This is a genomic window from Acidovorax sp. Root402 (genome assembly GCF_001425125.1).
In the GTDB taxonomy this organism is placed as follows: Bacteria; Pseudomonadota; Gammaproteobacteria; order Burkholderiales; family Burkholderiaceae_C; genus Acidovorax; species Acidovorax delafieldii.
Window position 1 is genome coordinate 574503 of sequence record NZ_LMDQ01000001.1, and the last position, 16335, is coordinate 590837.

The 16335-nt window shown below is 66.8% G+C and carries 15 protein-coding genes; 8 read left to right on the forward strand and 7 right to left on the reverse strand.

Annotated features, from left to right (window positions below; translation table 11 throughout):
- Positions 1-7: 7 nt before the first annotated feature.
- Together ASC83_RS02595 and ASC83_RS02600 are read right to left on the reverse strand one after the other, a co-directional pair.
- Positions 8-772, reverse strand: a complete 765-nt coding sequence (locus ASC83_RS02595; RefSeq protein WP_056057476.1) for an ABC transporter substrate-binding protein — start codon at positions 770-772, stop codon at positions 8-10.
- Positions 773-1033: 261 nt separating this feature from the next.
- Positions 1034-1792: a TSUP family transporter gene (locus ASC83_RS02600; protein ID WP_056057479.1), complete on the reverse strand. Its 759-nt coding sequence runs from the start codon at positions 1790-1792 to the stop codon at positions 1034-1036.
- Between the two features lie 352 nt (positions 1793-2144).
- Here ASC83_RS02600 and ASC83_RS02605 point away from each other — a divergent pair, with 352 nt between their 5' ends.
- Together ASC83_RS02605 and ASC83_RS02610 are read left to right on the forward strand one after the other, a co-directional pair.
- Positions 2145-3497, forward strand: coding sequence for an ammonium transporter (locus ASC83_RS02605; protein WP_099731499.1), 1353 nt, complete (start codon positions 2145-2147; stop codon positions 3495-3497).
- Positions 3498-3576: 79 nt separating this feature from the next.
- Positions 3577-3906: a hypothetical protein gene (locus ASC83_RS02610; RefSeq protein WP_056057481.1), complete on the forward strand. Its 330-nt coding sequence runs from the start codon at positions 3577-3579 to the stop codon at positions 3904-3906.
- A gap of 36 nt (positions 3907-3942) precedes the next feature.
- Here the strand turns inward: ASC83_RS02610 and ASC83_RS02615 are convergent, their stop codons facing one another.
- Both ASC83_RS02615 and ASC83_RS02620 read right to left on the reverse strand, forming a co-directional pair.
- The gene (locus ASC83_RS02615) at positions 3943-4293 is read right to left on the reverse strand and encodes an antibiotic biosynthesis monooxygenase (protein ID WP_056057483.1); all 351 of its coding nucleotides are present in this window, start codon (positions 4291-4293) and stop codon (positions 3943-3945) included.
- A gap of 14 nt (positions 4294-4307) precedes the next feature.
- Positions 4308-5999, reverse strand: a complete 1692-nt coding sequence (locus tag ASC83_RS02620; protein WP_056057486.1) for a GMC family oxidoreductase — start codon at positions 5997-5999, stop codon at positions 4308-4310.
- Positions 6000-6285: 286 nt separating this feature from the next.
- On the opposite strand from ASC83_RS02620, the gene ASC83_RS02625 reads away from it, so the two are divergent.
- The 4 genes from ASC83_RS02625 to ASC83_RS02640 are packed head-to-tail and all read left to right on the forward strand — an operon-like array spanning position 6286 to position 9998.
- Positions 6286-7410 (forward strand): ABC transporter permease, encoded by a 1125-nt coding sequence (locus tag ASC83_RS02625; protein ID WP_056057759.1) that lies wholly within the window; start codon positions 6286-6288, stop codon positions 7408-7410.
- The gene (locus ASC83_RS02630) at positions 7407-8282 is read left to right on the forward strand and encodes an ABC transporter ATP-binding protein (RefSeq protein ID WP_056057488.1); all 876 of its coding nucleotides are present in this window, start codon (positions 7407-7409) and stop codon (positions 8280-8282) included. The genes ASC83_RS02625 and ASC83_RS02630 overlap by 4 nt, the downstream gene beginning before the upstream one ends.
- Positions 8282-9250: an MlaD family protein gene (locus ASC83_RS02635; protein WP_056057491.1), complete on the forward strand. Its 969-nt coding sequence runs from the start codon at positions 8282-8284 to the stop codon at positions 9248-9250. The genes ASC83_RS02630 and ASC83_RS02635 overlap by 1 nt, the downstream gene beginning before the upstream one ends.
- A gap of 55 nt (positions 9251-9305) precedes the next feature.
- Positions 9306-9998 (forward strand): ABC-type transport auxiliary lipoprotein family protein, encoded by a 693-nt coding sequence (locus tag ASC83_RS02640; RefSeq protein WP_056057493.1) that lies wholly within the window; start codon positions 9306-9308, stop codon positions 9996-9998.
- Between the two features lie 77 nt (positions 9999-10075).
- On the opposite strand, the gene ASC83_RS02645 is transcribed toward ASC83_RS02640, so the two are convergent.
- From ASC83_RS02645 to ASC83_RS02655, 3 genes are all read right to left on the reverse strand, one after another.
- On the reverse strand, positions 10076-11452 hold the full coding sequence (locus ASC83_RS02645; RefSeq protein WP_056057497.1) for an NAD(P)/FAD-dependent oxidoreductase: 1377 nt from the start codon (positions 11450-11452) through the stop codon (positions 10076-10078).
- 88 nt (positions 11453-11540) lie between these two features.
- On the reverse strand, positions 11541-12995 hold the full coding sequence (locus ASC83_RS02650; RefSeq protein WP_056057500.1) for a DUF1501 domain-containing protein: 1455 nt from the start codon (positions 12993-12995) through the stop codon (positions 11541-11543).
- A gap of 8 nt (positions 12996-13003) precedes the next feature.
- Positions 13004-14887, reverse strand: a complete 1884-nt coding sequence (locus tag ASC83_RS02655; RefSeq protein ID WP_056057502.1) for a DUF1800 family protein — start codon at positions 14885-14887, stop codon at positions 13004-13006.
- A 371-nt stretch (positions 14888-15258) separates the two neighbouring features.
- On the opposite strand from ASC83_RS02655, the gene ASC83_RS02660 reads away from it, so the two are divergent.
- Both ASC83_RS02660 and ASC83_RS02665 read left to right on the forward strand, forming a co-directional pair.
- A complete protein-coding gene (locus tag ASC83_RS02660; protein ID WP_056057504.1) occupies positions 15259-15477 on the forward strand; it encodes a CsbD family protein in 219 nt (72 codons plus the stop codon).
- Positions 15478-15587: 110 nt separating this feature from the next.
- Entirely contained in the window at positions 15588-16169 is a 582-nt protein-coding gene (locus tag ASC83_RS02665) for a hypothetical protein (protein ID WP_056057507.1), read from the forward strand.
- Positions 16170-16335 lie beyond the last annotated feature (166 nt).

Consider the following 16335-nt stretch of genomic DNA (forward strand, 5'->3'; position numbering starts at 1 on the left):
CATCACATCAGTTGCAGCGCACGTCTTCGTTGAAATACTTCTTGGAGACGGCGGCGTAGCTGCCATCGGCCAGCACTTCGGTGAACGCCTTGTTCCAGGCATCGGCCAGGCCGGTGTTGCCCTTGGCCATGGCGGGGGCGATGCGCTCGATGAACAGCATGTCGCCCAGCTTGAAGCCGGCTTTGGCGTTCTTGGCAGCGGCTTCCTTGGCCACGAACTTGTCGCTGACCCAGGCGTCCACGCGCTTGGAGATCAGGGCACGCTGGGCGTCGGTGTCTTGCGGGAAGTTCTTCACTTCCTTCACGCCGCTGACCTTCTTGACCTGCTCCAGGTAGCTGGTGCCGGTTTGCACGGCCACGACCTTGCCGGTCAGGTCCTTGGCGTTGCGAATCTTGTCGTCCATGGCCACGATGATGCCGCCCGAGCAGTAATGGGGGTTGGCAAAGGTCACGGCCTTGGAGCGCTCGTCGGTCACACCGTGCGAGGCGATCACGGCGTCCCAGCGGTTCTGGCCCAGGCCGGTCAGCAGGGCGTCAAAGCCCAGGGTCTTCCATTCGAGCTTCAGGCCCATCTTCTTGACCACCAGCTCCGCCACTTCCACCTCAAAACCCGTCAGCTTGGTGCCTTCGAAATAGTTGAAGGGAGCGAACTGGCCCTCGGTGGCCACGATGATCTTGCCGTCCTTCTTGACTTCGTCCAGCGTGCGGGCCTGGACGGCGAGGGCAGCGCACAGCGCCACGGCGGTGACAACGGCAGACTTGAAAAATTGCATGACAGGTTCCTGTGGGGGTGGTTCAGGTACAAAAAATCCGGCCTGCGGGTAGGCAGGCCGGAGCGGGTGGATGCGGACATCGCCATTGGCGATGGGCCTCGTCATCAAACGGAAACGTGCGGAAATTATAGGACGCGCGTTCACATTCGGGCCATGCAGGGCAACCCCGATGACCTCGGGGCGCCCTGGTGGTAGGCCTTGCGGGGCGTTGCAAGTTGGGTGCCACCCTGGCGACCGACACCCGGTGCGTGAAGAGCAGGCCTACCGCAGAAAGGCGTCGTACCCCGTCTTCAGGATCAGGGTGCTCACCACCACGATGAAGATGCCCCGCACAAAGCCGGTGCCGTGCTTGAGCGCCATGTGGGTGCCTAGCAGGCTGCCCAGCACGTTGGCCACGGCCAGCGTCACCGCAAAGTGCCACCACACATGGCCCTTGGCGGCAAACAGCGCAATGGCGGCGATGTTGGTGGCGCAGTTGAGCAGCTTGGCCGACGCCGACGCATTCAGAAAGTCATAGCCCAGCAGCCGCACGAACAAGAAGACGAAGAAGCTGCCGGTGCCCGGGCCAAAGAACCCGTCATAAAAACCGATGAGCACACCAATCAGGCAGGCGGCGATCACCTCGGCCCGGCCGGCAAACCGGGGGGTGTGGTGCCGCCCCAACTCCTTCTTGGCCAGGGTGTAGAGCAACACGCCCAGCAGCACCAGGGGCAGCAGCTTGCGCAGGAATTCGGCCGACACCACGGTGACGGCCCAGGCGCCCACGAACGAGCCGGCAAAACCGGCGGCTGCGGCCGGCAGCATGGCCGACCAGCGGATCTGCACCTTGCGGCTGTACTGCCAGGTGGCCATGGCGGTGCCCCAGACCGAGGCCGCCTTGTTGGTGCCCAGCAGGGTTGCTGGGGGCGCCCCCGGAAAAGCTGCAAACAGCGCGGGCACCATCACCAGTCCACCGCCTCCCACGATCGCATCCACAAAGCCCGCGAGCAGCGAGGCCAGGGTCATCAAAATCCATTCCATCGCAGGATTGTCGCACCGGGCCTGCTATCGATTCAGGACCGCTCAGGATCGAGCGGGCAAGAAAAAGGCGCTGGGATCGCCAGCGCCTGAAAGGGTTCACACCTCGTTGGGTGTTTTGAATGTGGTTCTTGGTAGAAAGGTTGTCTCCTCGGGCCCCTCGCTTGGCACACCGAAGCGCGCTTTCGAGTGCCGTGACTGTAACGGCTGCACCCTGCTGGTGCATTGGGGGTTTCCCGCCCCCCGTTGTTGGGCGCCGGACAGCTTGCGGGGGCGCTCTGTGCCCCGATTCGGGGGCATCTGGCTGGCATGGCTCGTGCAATGCGCTTGTAACAAATTGCGAAAGGGAGCGTGCATGCGTGCAGTCAACCACCGGGTGTTTGCGGTCGTGTCGTTGTGTCTGGGGCTGTGCACCTGCGCGCTGGCCCAGGGCGTGCCAGAGGCTCCTGCAGTCGCGGCGCCCCTCACGCGCCCCGCCCTGGTGGCCCAGGACACGGTGAATGCAGCCCATACCGGCTGGATGATGACCTCCACCGCCCTGGTGCTGCTGATGACGCTGCCAGGCATTGCGCTGTTTTACGCAGGCATGGTGCGCAGGAAGAACGTGCTCAACACCATGGCCAGCGTGGTGGCCATTGCAGCGCTGGTGAGCCTGCTGTGGTTTGCGGCGGGGTATTCACTGGCCTTCACACCGGGCAGCGCCTGGCTCGGCGGCTGGGACCGCGCCGGCTTTGCCGGGCTCGACTTTCAGCTGGAGGCGGGCAAGCTGGCCGTGAGCCACATTGCGCCGCTGATCCCGGAGTCGGTGTACGCGATGTTCCAGCTCACCTTTGCCATCATCACGGCCGCGCTGCTGGTGGGCGCGTTTGTGGAGCGCATGCGGTTTTCGGCCATGCTCGTCTTCATCAGCCTGTGGACACTGGTGGTCTATGCGCCCGTGGCGCACTGGGTGTGGGAGCCGGGTGGCTGGCTGGCGCAGATGGGCGCGCTGGATTTTGCGGGCGGCTCGGTGGTGCACGTGAACGCGGGCGTGGCGGGGCTGGTGTGCGCCTGGTTTCTGGGCCGCCGCGCTGGGTATGGGCGCGAGCCGTTTGAACCCTACAACCTGGGGCTCACCATGGCGGGCGCGGGCATGCTGTGGGTGGGCTGGTTTGGCTTCAACGCGGGCTCTGCGGTCGCGGCCGATGGGCGTGCCGGGCTGGCCATGGCAGTGACGCACCTGGCCGCTGCGGCCGGTGCGCTGTCGTGGATGCTGGGTGAGTGGGTGGTGCGCGGGCGCCCGTCGCTGCTGGGGCTGTGCTCCGGCCTGGTGGCGGGGCTGGTGGCCATCACACCTGCCGCCGGTTTTGTCACGCTGCGCTCGGCCGTGGTGATTGGGCTGGTGGCCGGGCTGGCCTGCTACTGGGGCGCGACGGGGCTCAAGCGGCTGCTGCGGGTGGATGACTCGCTCGATGTGTTTGGCGTGCATGGCGTTGGCGGCATCGTGGGGTCGCTGCTCACCGGTGTGCTGGCCAGCAAGACCGTGGGCGGGGTGGCGGGCAGCCTGCTGACCCAGGCCATCGGCGTGGGCGCCGTGGCGGCCTACAGCCTGGTGGTGACGGCCGCGCTGCTGTGGGTCATCAACTTTGCGATGGGCCTGCGGGTGGACGAACAGAGCGAACAGACGGGGCTGGACATTGCCCAGCACCGCGAGCGCCTGGGCGGCTGAATGGGCCCCCGCATCGCTGTGCCATGCGGGCCAGCGAATGCAGTCCGATGGATGACCCCAATGCATTAAGGAGCCGACCATGTCCGATTCCGACAAGCTGGCAATTGCCGCCCACCTGCATGTGCTGTTGCGGCGCAAAACGGGTCGCGTGACCGATACCGAATGGATGGCGGTAAACGCGGACTATGCGCAGGAGATCGTGCGGTTCGCGCGCCAGCGCGCTGTGGATGACAACGCGCCCGATCTGGCCGAGTGGGCCGACCGCCTGGAGCACGCCCTGCACGCCACTCCCCTTGCAGCGCCGCGCCGTCCGCTGCTGGACGCGGCGGCGCAGGCTGTGCGCTCGCGCCCCGCACCGACGCCTGAGCCCGCCCCCGAGGTGCCGCGCTATGTGGGCGGCATCCGCTGAACGCTGCAGCGACCTGGGCGCCGGGGCTTGCAAAGATCAGTGGGGCGCAGTGCCCTGTGTGAACAGCCCGGCCGTGGGAAGCAGCCCGGTCAGCTGGTTGTCGCCGTAGGTGCGCAGCACCTGCGCAATCACCACCTGGTAGCCATTGAGCCACTGCGCCTGCGCGGCCTTGGCCTTCAGGTGCGCGGGGTGTTGCATCAGCGTTTGCAAGGCTTCCAGCGACTGCCAGTAGTACACGTTGGACACCAGGCCGTTGCCCGTGTCCGTCCAGGACTCCTCGCCCAGGTAGCCGTCGATGGAACGGGCGGCGGTGGCGATCGCCTCGTCCAGGCGGTGAAAGGCGTCGTCGAACTGTTTGGTCGCAAAGATGAAAGTGGAGGAGTACATCGGCGCGATGGTACTCACGCCGCCCGCCTTGCCTGGATGATCCACTCCGCCGCCTTCTCCGCCATCATCAGCGTGGGCGAGTTGGTGTTGCCGCTGGTGATGGTGGGCATGGCGCCCGCATCCACCACGCGCAGGCCGGCCACCACGCCGCCGCGCCCATTGCGCACGCGCAGTTGAGCATCCAGCACGGCCATGGGGTCGCCCTCGCGGCCCATCTTGGTGGTGCCCACGGGGTGGAAGATGGTGGTGGCAATGTCACCCGCCAGGCGCGCCAGGTCTTCGTCGCTTTCAAACTGCACGCCGGGCTTCCACTCCTGCGGCCGGTATTTGGCCAGCGCGGGCTGGGCCACGATGCGGCGCGTGACGCGCAGGCTGTCGGCGGCCACCTGGCGGTCTTCGGGCGTGCTGAGGTAGTTGGGCGCGATGGCGGGCGCGACCTTGAAGTCGGCGCTCTTGATGTTCACCGTGCCCCGGCTGGTGGGGTTGAGGTTGCACACGCTGGCGGTGAAGGCCGGAAAGCTGTGCAGCGGCTCGCCAAACGCATCGAGCGACAGGGGCTGCACGTGGTACTCGATGTTGGGATAGGGCTGGTCGGGGCTGCTGCGGGTGAACGCACCGAGCTGCGAAGGCGCCATGCTCATGGGCCCGCTGCGCTTGAGCGCATATTCGAGCCCGATCTTGGCCTTGCCGACCAGCGAGTTGGCCATGGTGTTGAGCGTCTGCACCCCTTGCACCTTGAACACCGCGCGGATCTGCAGATGGTCCTGCAGGTTGGCGCCCACGCCGGGCAGGTCCACCGCCACATCGATGCCATGCTGGCGCAGCAGTGCGGCGGGGCCGATGCCCGACAGCTGCAGCAGCTGGGGCGAGTTGACGGCGCCTGCGCTCAGGATCACCTCGCCCGCCGCGCGGGCCGTGACCATCTCGTGGCCGTCCCACACCAACACGCCGGTGCAGCGCTGGCTGCCATCGGGCTGGGTCTCGATGATGAGCTTGGACGCCTGCGCGCTGGTCCACATCTCGAAGTTGGGCCGGCCGTAGCAGGTGGGGCGCAAAAAGGCCTTGGCGGTGTTCCAGCGCCAGCCGCTTTTCTGGTTGACCTCGAAATAGCCCACGCCTTCGTTGCTGCCGCTGTTGAAGTCTTCGGTGGCGGGGATGCCGGCCTGCTGCGCGGCGTGGGCAAAGGCGTCGAGCACGTCCCAGCGCAGGCGTTGCTTCTCCACCCGCCACTCGCCGGTGCTGCCGGTGGCCTTGTTGCCGTGCAGGCGTTTGAAATTTTCGTTCACGCCTCCGGGCTGGTCCAGGCGCCAGTGGTCTTCGTGGCGGCGGAAGTAGGGCAGGGCGCTGTCCCAACGCCAGCTGGCGTCGCCCGTCAGCGCGGCCCACTGGTCATAGTCGCGCGCCTGGCCGCGCATGTAGATCATGCCGTTGATGCTGCTGCAGCCGCCCAGCGTCTTGCCGCGTGGGTAGCGCAGGGTGCGGCCGTTCAGGCCCGCGTCGGGCTCGGTGTTGTAGAGCCAGTCGGTGCGTGGGTTGCCGATGCAGTACAGGTAGCCCACGGGGATGTGGATCCAGTGGTAGTCGTCCTTGCGGCCGGCCTCGATCAGCAGCACGCGGTGGCGGCCGTCGGCGCTCAGGCGGTTGGCGAGCAAGGCACCGGCTGTGCCTCCGCCGATGATGATGGTGTCAAACGTGGTGTCGCTCATGGAGGAGGGGCGGTGCCGATCAAAGGTGGTAACGGTGGGCCATTGTGCGGATGGGGCAGGCCCTGTCGATAGGGTGTGTGCCTATTGCTACACTTTTGGTAGCTGCTAATGCCTGAATTGATTGCGCTTGGCGCTGATTTGATAATAATTACACGCTTCGCCGCCTGTCTGTGCTTGACAGGCTCGTGTCCGACAGCGCGTGCAGGATTCGCTCCGCTACCATGCACGCTCTTCCTTGCTGCTTCTTGACGACCCCACCCCTGCGGCTGCCCTGGCGGCCAGACCCATGACCGACCACGCTCCCCACATCGTTCGCGCCGATACGCCCCAAGGGCCGTGTGCGCAGCTGCGTGGGCGCTGGGGGGCGGCCGAGCTGGGCAACGCAGCGCAATGGCAGGCCGTGTCGGACCAGCTGCGTGACGCACCGCCTGCCCCTACTCTGGGCTGGGACCTGCGAGAGCTGCAGTGGCTGGACCATGTGGGCGCGCAGCTGCTATGGAACCACTGGCAGCACGCCTGGCCCGCCCAGCTGGCCTGCACCGACAGCCAGCGCACCATGCTCACGCGCGTGGCCCAGTTCACCTGCGTGGCACCGCCGCCCGAGCCCTGGCGCCTGGGCGAGCAGATCGACCACCTGGGCGTGTTGGTGCTGCATGGGGTGGACCATGCCCGCCACCTGCTGGAGATGGTGGGTCAGCTGGTGCTGGACCTGGGCCGCCTGGTGCGTGCGCCGCGCAAGGGGCCGTGGCGGGATGTGTCCGGCCACCTGTATCGCATGGGCGCCACGGCGCTGCCCATCACGGCGCTGGTGGGGTTCCTCATCGGGGTGGTGCTGGCCTACCTGATGAGCCTGCAGCTGCGGCAGTTCGGTGCCGAGTCGTTCATCGTCAACATCCTGGGCATCTCGCTGATCCGCGAGCTGGGGCCCATGCTGGCGGCCATTCTGGTGGCGGGCCGCTCGGGCTCGTCCATCACCGCGCAGATCGGTGTGATGCGGGTGACCGAGGAGCTGGACGCCATGCGCGTGATGGGCATCCCGCACGGGTTCCGGCTGGTGATGCCGCGCACGCTGGCATTGGCGCTGGCCATGCCGCTCATCAGCGTGTGGACCACGCTGGCTGCACTGGCAGGCGGCATGCTGGCGGCTGACATTTCCATGGACATCTCGCCGTCGTACTTTGTGCAGGCACTGCCTGCTGCGGTGAAGATCGGCAACCTGGGCCTGGCCATGGCCAAGTCGGTGGTGTTTGGCGCGTTCATTGCGCTCATCGGCTGCCACTGGGGCCTGCGCGTCAAGCCCAACACCCAGAGCCTGGGTGAAGGCACGACGGCGTCGGTGGTGTCGTCCATCACCATGGTGATCATCGTGGACGCGCTGTTTGCCATAGCGTTCAAGAACATCGGCATATGACTGAGCGCATCGCCAAGCCCGAACACATCGCCGTCGCGCCCGGCGAGCCGCCCATCGTGGACGTGCAAGGCCTCTGGACGCAGTTTGGCAAGGGCAACGAGACCTTCACCGTGCACCAGGACCTGAACTTCACCGTGCAGCGCGGCGAGATGCTGTCGCTGGTGGGCGGGTCGGGCACGGGCAAGACGGTGTTGCTGCGCCAGATCCTGGGCCTGGCCCGGCCCACGCGCGGGCAAGTCACCGTGCTGGGCCGTCCCGCGTCCGAGATGGGGCGCGAGGGGGCAGCCAGCCGGGTGGGCATGCTGTTCCAGCACGGTGCGCTGTTTTCGGCCTTCAACGTGCTCGACAACGTGGCCTTTGCGCTGCGCGAGCAGGGCACGCTGCCGCCCGAGCTGGTGCGCGATGCCGCGCTGGTCAAGCTGCAGATGGTGGGCCTGCAGCCCGAACACGCCACGCGCATGCCGGCGGACCTGTCGGGGGGCATGGTCAAGCGCGTGGCGCTGGCCCGCGCGCTCATCATGGATCCACCGCTGCTGCTGCTGGACGAGCCCACGGCGGGCCTGGACCCGAGCAGCTCTGACGACTTCTGCGCGCTGCTGCGCGAGTTGCGCGCGGCGCTGGGGCTCACGGTCATCATGGTCACGCATGATCTGGATACGCTGTTCGCGCTCAGCACCCGCGTGGCGGTGCTGGCGGACAAGAAGGTCATCGTCACTGGTCCGCCGCACGAGGTGGCGCACTTTTCGCATCCGTTCATCGAGCACTTCTTCATGGGCGAACGTGGCCAACGCGCCATGGCCCCCGTGCCCCCTGTGCAGCAGGCCCCGGTGCAGACCGCAGCCGTGCCTGCGCCCGACAAGGAACATCCCTGATGGAAAACAAATCCCACGCCCTCGCCGCAGGCATCTTTGTGCTGGTGGTGGCCGCCATGCTGGCAGGCCTGGCCATCTGGCTCACGCGCGACAACGCCAACTACGAGCAGTACGAACTCTCCACCCGCGACGGCGTGAGTGGCCTGCAGCCCCAGGCCACCGTGCGCTACAAGGGCGTGGCCGTGGGCAAGGTCACGCGCATCGGGTTCGACCCCCAGGTGAGCGGCAACGTGCTGATCCGTATTGCGGTCAACGAACAGGCGCCCATCAGCCCCACCACCTTTGCGGTGCTGGGCTACCAGGGCGTCACCGGCCTGGCACACGTGCAACTGGACGATGCCGAGAAGCCCTACCCCGAGCTGCCCCCCGGCCCCAGCGGCCTGCCGCGCCTGCCGCTCAAGCCCTCGCCGTTTGGCAAGCTGGCCGAACAGGCGCCCGCCATCCTCGGCCAAGTCGAAGAAGCCACGCGCCGCATCAACCAGCTGCTGGGCGACAACAACCAACAAAAGCTCACCGAGGCGCTGTCCCGCATCGGCCAGGCCGCCAGCAGCGTCAACACCCTGACCCAGCGGCTCGATGCCACCGTGGCCCAGCGCCTGGACCCGGCCCTGGCCGCGCTGCCGCCCCTGGCCAGCGATGCGCGCCAGACCCTGCAGTCATTGCAGCAGGCTGGCGCCAGTGTGTCGGCCCTGGCGGTGGACCTAGGCAAGACCAACCAGCGGCTCAACGCCGAGGGCGGCGCCATCGACCAGATCACCGCTGGCACCCAGTCCCTGGCGCGCGCCGCCGACCAGTTCAGCACCGCCACCCTGCCCCGGGTGAACCGCGCCGCCGACGACACGGCCCGCGCTGCCCGCCAGATGGGCCGCGCGGCCGGGGGCATCAGCGACAACCCGCAGCTGTTCATCTACGGCTCGGGCCGCATCCCGCCCGGGCCGGGCGAGCCAGGTTTTGGCAGCGCCCCGTGAGCTGGACCCCCTCCCGCGCTGCATTGGTGGCGCAGGCCCTCTGTGAGGAGTGAACATGAATACTATTAAAAATATAGCAACCAAGCCATATTCATCTAGCGCTACCGTGCTGTGGGGCTGTGGTTTGGCGGCGGTGCTGCTGCTCACGGGCTGCTCAGCCCTGCCAGCGCCTCCGGCCCGCCCCGTGCTGTATGACTTTGGCCCCGGCCCGCTGGCCACCGTGCCTACCGACCGCCGTGCGCCCCTGCCTCCGCTGGCGATGGCCGATATGGATGCCCCCGGCCTGCCCGAGGGGGGGAACGCCGTGCTGTACCGCCTGGCCTATGCCGACGCCCAGCAGCTGCGCCCCTACAGCCAGGCCCGCTGGAGCCAGCCGCCTGCACAGCTGCTGCAGCAGCGCCTGCGCGAGCAACTGGGCCAGCGCCGCGCCGTGCTCAAGGCCGACGACGGCGCCGCCCAGGCCCGCGAGTCCGCCCAGGGCAACAAGTTGCCCCTGGTGCTGCGCACCGAGCTGGAGGAGTTCAGCCACCTGTTCACCAGCCCCAGCGACAGCGCCGGGGTGGTGCGCCTGCGCGCCACGGTGGTCGAGCTGACCCCGGCGGGCGAATCGCTGCGCGGCCAGCGCGTGTTCATCGTGCAGCAGCCCGCCAAGTCGGCCGATGCGGCGGGCGGCGTGGCCGCTCTGGCAGCGGCGTCGGGCCAGCTGGCCAGTGAGCTGGCGGCGTGGGTGGAGCAGGTGGGGCAGTAACGCAACAGGTCTTTGTGGCGAGAGCCTGCAGGCAAGGCGCTGGCTTTGGCCGTTGCGCCACGCAGCGCGCGTGGCCGTCAGGTGCCCGGCGGTGTCGGGGACGGGGGCGCGGTCTCATGGCGTTCAATGCCCGTCACCACCCGCGCATAACGCGCAAAGCTCCAGTACGCCCAGGCCCAGTCCAGCAGCACCACCAGCCGGTTGCGAAAGCCGATCAGGAAGTACACGTGCGCAAACAGCCAGAACAGCCACGCAAAGTAGCCTGAGAACCGCACTGGCCCGGCGGGCGAGGTGAGGTCCACCACGGCGGAGTTGCGGCCGATGGTGGCCAGGTTGCCGTAGTCGCGGTAGCGAAACGGCTGGGTGGGCTGGTCTGCCAGGCGGCGCAGGATGTTGGCCGCCGTGGCGCGGCCCATCTGCTTGGCGCCGGGCGACACGCCGGGCACGGGCGTGGGCTCGTGGCCGGCCACGTGGCTCTTGGCCGCCGCCAGGTCGCCGATCACGCTGATCGCGGGGTGGCCGGGCAGCGTCAGGTCGGGCTCCACCACCACGCGGCCCGCGCGGTCGGTGCTGGCGCCGGTGGCATCCGCCAGGTGGCGGCCCAGGGGTGACGCAGCCACACCGGCGGCCCATACAATGCATTTGCTATTTATTTGATAGCTATTTGCGCTTGATGTACTGACGCTTGCAGGCGATTCGACCTTCAAGCCATCGCTGTCGATGGCGGTGACGCGGGCGCCCAGGCGAACGTCCACGCCCAGCTTTTCCAGTTGTTCCTTGGCGCGCTGGCTCAGAGCCTCGGGCATGGCCTGCAGCACGCGTGCACCGCCTTCGAGCAGGATGATCTTCGCGCTCGCGGGGTCGATGTGGCGGAACTCGCCAGGCAGCGTGTGGCGCGCAATCTCTGCCAGCGTGCCGGCCATCTCCACGCCCGTGGGGCCTGCGCCCACGACCACAAAGTTGAGCCAGTCTGCGCGGCGTGCGGGGTCGGGCTCCTTCTCGGCCGCCTCGAACGCCAGCAGGACGCGGCGGCGGATCTCGAACGCGTCGTCCAGCGTCTTGAGCCCTGGCGCGTGGGCCGCCCAGTCGTCGCGGCCAAAGTAGCTGTGTGTGGCGCCGGCGGCCACGATGAGGTGGTCATACGGCAGCGTGGCGCCGTCTGCCAGATGCACGGACTGCTGGCCCACGTCGATGCGGATGACTTCGCCCAGCAAGGTGGTCACGTTGCGCTGCTGCCGGAACAGATGCCGGATGGGCGCCGCAATGGCCGGGGCCGACAGCCCGGCCGTGGCCACCTGGTAGAGCAGGGGCTGGAAGAGGTGGTGGTTGGTCTTGTCCACCAGGGTCACATCCACCGCCGCGCTTTTGAGAGCCCGGGCGGCTTCAAGGCCGCCGAACCCGCAACCGATGATGACCACGCGGGGGCGAAGCGAGGAAGCAGAGGGAGTCGTCATGCTGCCATTATTGGGGAGCCGGGTGGTGGCCCAGGCCCTTGCCGTGGTCGCGACCTGCAGGCCCCTGGGTCACGGGGGCTCCATCGAGTTACAGGAACCCCAGATCCACCGGGTAGTCCGGCCGCCCCGCCGCTGCGCCAAAGTGCGTGATGTTGGGCAGCACTCCCGCCATTTCGTTGTCGGCCACGCCAAACCACTTGGCCAAGGTGGCGGCGTACTGGTCCACCGAGGTGGACGGCAGCAGGCGGCCCTGGCCCACATGCCACTGGTCCTCGGGGGCGGCCGTGTTGGTGATGCTGACCGGCGGCGCGCTGCCATAGAAGGCCTTGCCTTTGACGGCGCCGCCGACCACCAGGTGGTGGCTGCCCCAGCCGTGGTCCGAGCCATCGCCGTTGGAGCTGAGCGTGCGGCCAAAGTCGGAGGCGGTGAACGCCGTGACCTTGTCGGCCACTCCCAACTCCACCGTGGCGTTGTAGAACGCGGTCATGGCCTCGCTCACGCGCTGCATCAGCACCGGCTGTTGCGCGATCAGGTTGTCGTGCAGGTCAAACCCCCCCAGCGACACCAGGAACACCTGGCGTTTGCTGCCCAGGCTGGTGCGTGCGCCAATGAGGCGCGCCACCATCTTGAGCTGGTTGGCCAGGGAGTTGTTGTTGGGGAAGGTGGTAGCCAGCGTCACGCCCGCGAGGCCGTTGGTGATCTGGCTTTCGGCCGTCACGGCGCGGGTGGTCACGCGGTTGTATTCGTTCTCCAGCGTTTGCGTGCGTGGCTGCTGGATGAGCGACGCGAGCGCACTCTGCACCGCTGAAGAACCGTACACCCGGTTCTTCATACCGTTGATGGCCACTGCCCCATTGGTGCTGACCTGGTACTGCAGGGCCGAGTCGCCCGACAGGAACACCGCATTGCCCGTGACCGAGATGCAGGTGAACAGCGAATTGCCGTTGGAGGACAGCGCCAGGTCGCCAATGTTGCCGCCCCAGCCCACGGTGGAGCCCTCGGGCGAGGATGACTGCCACACCGACTGCTGGTCGTTGTGCGAGAACAGCTTGGGCGGCACGGGGTAGGTGGCGCGGTCGGCACTGTTGTACTGCGCGCGGGTTAGCGGCACCACCAGCGGGCCCACGTTGAGCTGCACGGCCGCCTTGCCGCTGTTGAACAGGCCAGCCAGCCCCGTCATGGCCGGGTGCAGCGCGTACTGGCGGCCGCCAGGCAGCGGCGTAGTGGGGGTCAGCAGCGTGGGGGCGAGGGCTGCCTTGGCCAACGCAATGCCACCCGCCGTCTGGCCTGAGCCACCGCCGCGGATGGTGTTGTAGCGGTTGTAGCTGTCGTCGTCGTAGGTGACCACGGTGTTGGCATAGTCGTTGCCGCCGTACAGAAACACGCAGACCAGCGCCTTGTAGTCGGTGGCGTTGAAGGCCGCCGCCTCGCCCATGGCAGCCAAGTTGAGCGCAAAGGGCAGGGCCGTGCCCGCAAGGCCCAGCTGGGTGGAGCGGCGCAGAAACGCGCGGCGGGTGTGGAGTTCGGGTTGAAGCAGGTGCATGGCAGGGCTTACTTTTGAACGAGGTATTCGGCCGAAGCCATGACCAGGAAGACGGCGGCCGCCACGCGGTCGAGCTTGACTGCGTCGGTGCTGGCGGCGGTGACGGGCGTTGCCTTCAGCGCGTCCGCAATGAGCTTGACGGTGGCTGCGGACAGCTGGCCTGCGCACATCAGCAGGTTGATGCGTGCGACCAGTGCGTCCGCATCCGCCACGATGGCCAGCTCGTTGGCGTAGCTGGCCTTGATGTCGTACCCGTTGTTGGAACTACTGGCATTGTTGGGCAGCTCCGGGGCATTCACAAAGATTCCGTTGCGGATTACGCCCTGCATGTAGTTGAGGTAGCCCCCCACGCTGCTCTCGTTGACCAGCTGGAATTCAGGGGCCACGGCGCCCGCAGCCGCCAGGGCCGTGGATGGTGGAACGTAGCCTGGGCGGAAGAAGTTGAACACCGAGGGCGAACGCAGCGGGCTCTGGCCCAGGCGCGAGCCGGGGTCGCTCAGGTCGCCGATCTTCCAGCTGCCCTGCACCGAGTTGATGCCAAAGGTGCGGCCCCACTGCACAAAGCGCAGCATGGGTTCGCGCAGCTTGCCAAAGCCGGGCTGGGTCAGCCCGGTGGGCGAGCGTGCCTCGTCGTCCAGCAAGATGGCCTTGACCACTGCGCGCAGGTCACCCCGCACGCCGGCGCCGTTGTTGTTGAAGGCGGCTGCCACGCGCGCCACGTAGGCGGGTGACGGGTTGCTGGTGACCAGCCGCTGGATGAGCTGCTTGCCAATAAAGGGCCCAACGTTGGGGTGGTTGAACAAGGTGTCCAGCGCGGTCTTGAGTGCTGCGGCGCCGGGCGTGTTGGCGGGCACGGTGGTGCCCAGGAAGGTGGCGGCCAGCGTGGAGTGGCGCGAGGCATTGAGCGCCATGGGCAGCCGCGCAAAGGTGGTGTTGGAGACCACCCGCGTGGTGCCTGGCACGGTGGTGGGTACGTTCTGCGTCTGGTCGTAGTCGTAGCCAGTGAACACGCGTGCCAGATTGGTCACGTCGTTCATGGTGTAGCTGTCAATGGGCTTGCCGGCGCCGTCTTTCTTGGGGGTTCCGTCCAGGTTCAACTCGACCAGTCCGATGGACATGAGCTGCATGACCTCGCGGGCATAGTTTTCGTCGGGCTGGCGGCCCGTGGCGGCGTTTTCCTTCTGGTTGCCACGGGTGTTGAGGTAGTAGCCCATGGCCGCGTTCAGCGTCACGTTCTCCAGCACCGAGCGGTAGTTGCCGAAGGCGTTGTTCACCAGCTGGTCCCAGTACCAGGCCATGGCATGGCAGCGCCAGGTGATGTCCACGCCGCTGAGCGAGACCACGCAGATCTCAGACAGCGCCAGCGCCACCCGCTTGCGCAGACCGTCCGGCGACTTCATGAGCTGGTACCAGATCATGTAGTCGGCAGGGTAGGAGTTGTCGTAATACGCCGTGTCGTTGCTGATGTCTGCGTAGCCGCGCTGGTTCAGCCAGTCCCAGCCGCCCTGGCTGGGGCCCGCATTGAACTGGCTCTCCAGCCAGTCGGCGTAGGTGGTGGTGCGCAGCGCCGCGATTTCGGCAGTCGATGCTGAGAACTGGGCCTGCAGCAGAAAGCGGGCGGCCTCGTTGTCCGACGTGGCTGAAGGGTGTGCGTAGTTGCCCAGGGAAGGGGTGGTGGGTGCGGGTGTGCCTGGCGTGCCGGGTGCGCCCGTACCTGGGGTGCTGTCGCCCCCGCCGCCGCCACAGGCGGCCAAGGCAGTGGACGCGAACAGCGCCGTCAGCAGGGGCGCATGGGCCCGGCTGCTGGTGGCTGTTGATTCGGTGGGAAGGGGCTGGCCCTCAGGTGCCTCTGCAACCGCAGTTGTCAGAGTCTCCTCATATGGATGTGTCATGGTGGTCGTGGTCAAAAGTCTGCCGCTGGCAGCACAGCCATGACTAAATCACACGCCACGCCCGCCTGGAAACACAAGTGTTACCAAGCGAAACACGCCTATGCAATGCCCGCTGTGCCAACGGCCTGAATGATGGGCCATTGCAACACTTTGTACCTTGCATGGAGCCCTCGCTCGTCTTCGCCAGAGGGTGGGAGCCGACTTCATCGGCGATGTCCGTCACGCCCGTAGTCCTGTGCTGACGTGTGCTGCGTGGCATGGACTACGGCGCCGTCGCCGGATCATTTTTACAGTGAATTCCATCGCATCACGCAAAGGTTCCACGCACTCCGAGTGGATGGCTGAAGCGAAGTTTTTTGAGGAGTCACACCATGAATGAAGACACCATCAAGGGCAACTGGAAGCAGTTCAAGGGCAAGATGATCGAGCAGTGGGGCAAGCTCACGAACGACGACTTCGATGTCATCGACGGCAAGCGCGAACAGTTCCTGGGCAAGCTGCAAGAGCGCCAGGGCATCGCCCGCGACGTGGCCGAAAAGCAGCTTAAGGAATGGCAAGACCGCCACCCCGACTTCCGCTTCAACGACTGATAGCGCGACCGCGCTGCGGGGCTTTCGCCCCGCCCCCGCCAGGCCACCCCTGGCGCACCGCCCCTACAAGATTCACACCCATTGCATTCAATTTCATCGAGGAGAAAACCATGACATTCCAACGCACCCTGATCGCCGCCTGCGCCGCCGGTTTGATGGCCACCACCGCTTTTGCCATGACCCCCGCAGAGCACAAGGCCGCCAAGGACAGCATCTCGGCGGACTACAAGATGAACAAGCAAAAATGCGATGCTCTCAAGGCCAACGCCAAGGACATCTGTATGAAGGAAGCCAAGGGCACCGAAGACGTGGCCAAGGCCGAGCTCGAAGCCCAGTACAAGCCCAGCGCCAAGGCCAGCCAGAAGGTGGCTGAAGCCCGTGCCGACGCCGCCTACGCTGTCGCCAAGGAAAAGTGCGACGACCTGACCGGCAACGCCAAGGACGTATGCGTTAAGGATGCCAAGGCTGAGCATGTGAAGGCCAAGGAGAACGCCAAGGTGGCGGCCGCCCAGGCCAAGCCTGCAGACACAGCGGCCGAGAAGGCCGCCAACGTGGCCGAGGCCCGCAAGGACGCCACCGCCGAGAAAAACGAAGCCAACTACAAGGCTGCCAAGGAGCGCTGCGAGACGATGACTGGCGACCTCAAGTCCAAGTGTGTGGACGACGCCAAGCGCATGTACGGCCAGAGCTGATGGGGCGGGCGCTGAGCGCCTAAATCCCTTGCACTACCAGGCCCTGCCCGCCGCGCGCGGTGCAGGGCCTGGCTGCGTATGGCGTTGCCATGACCTGCATCAACACCCGGCCGGGCCGGGGCTTCTAAGCTCGCACCTTCGTTTGATCTGCCCGCCCAAGGAGTCC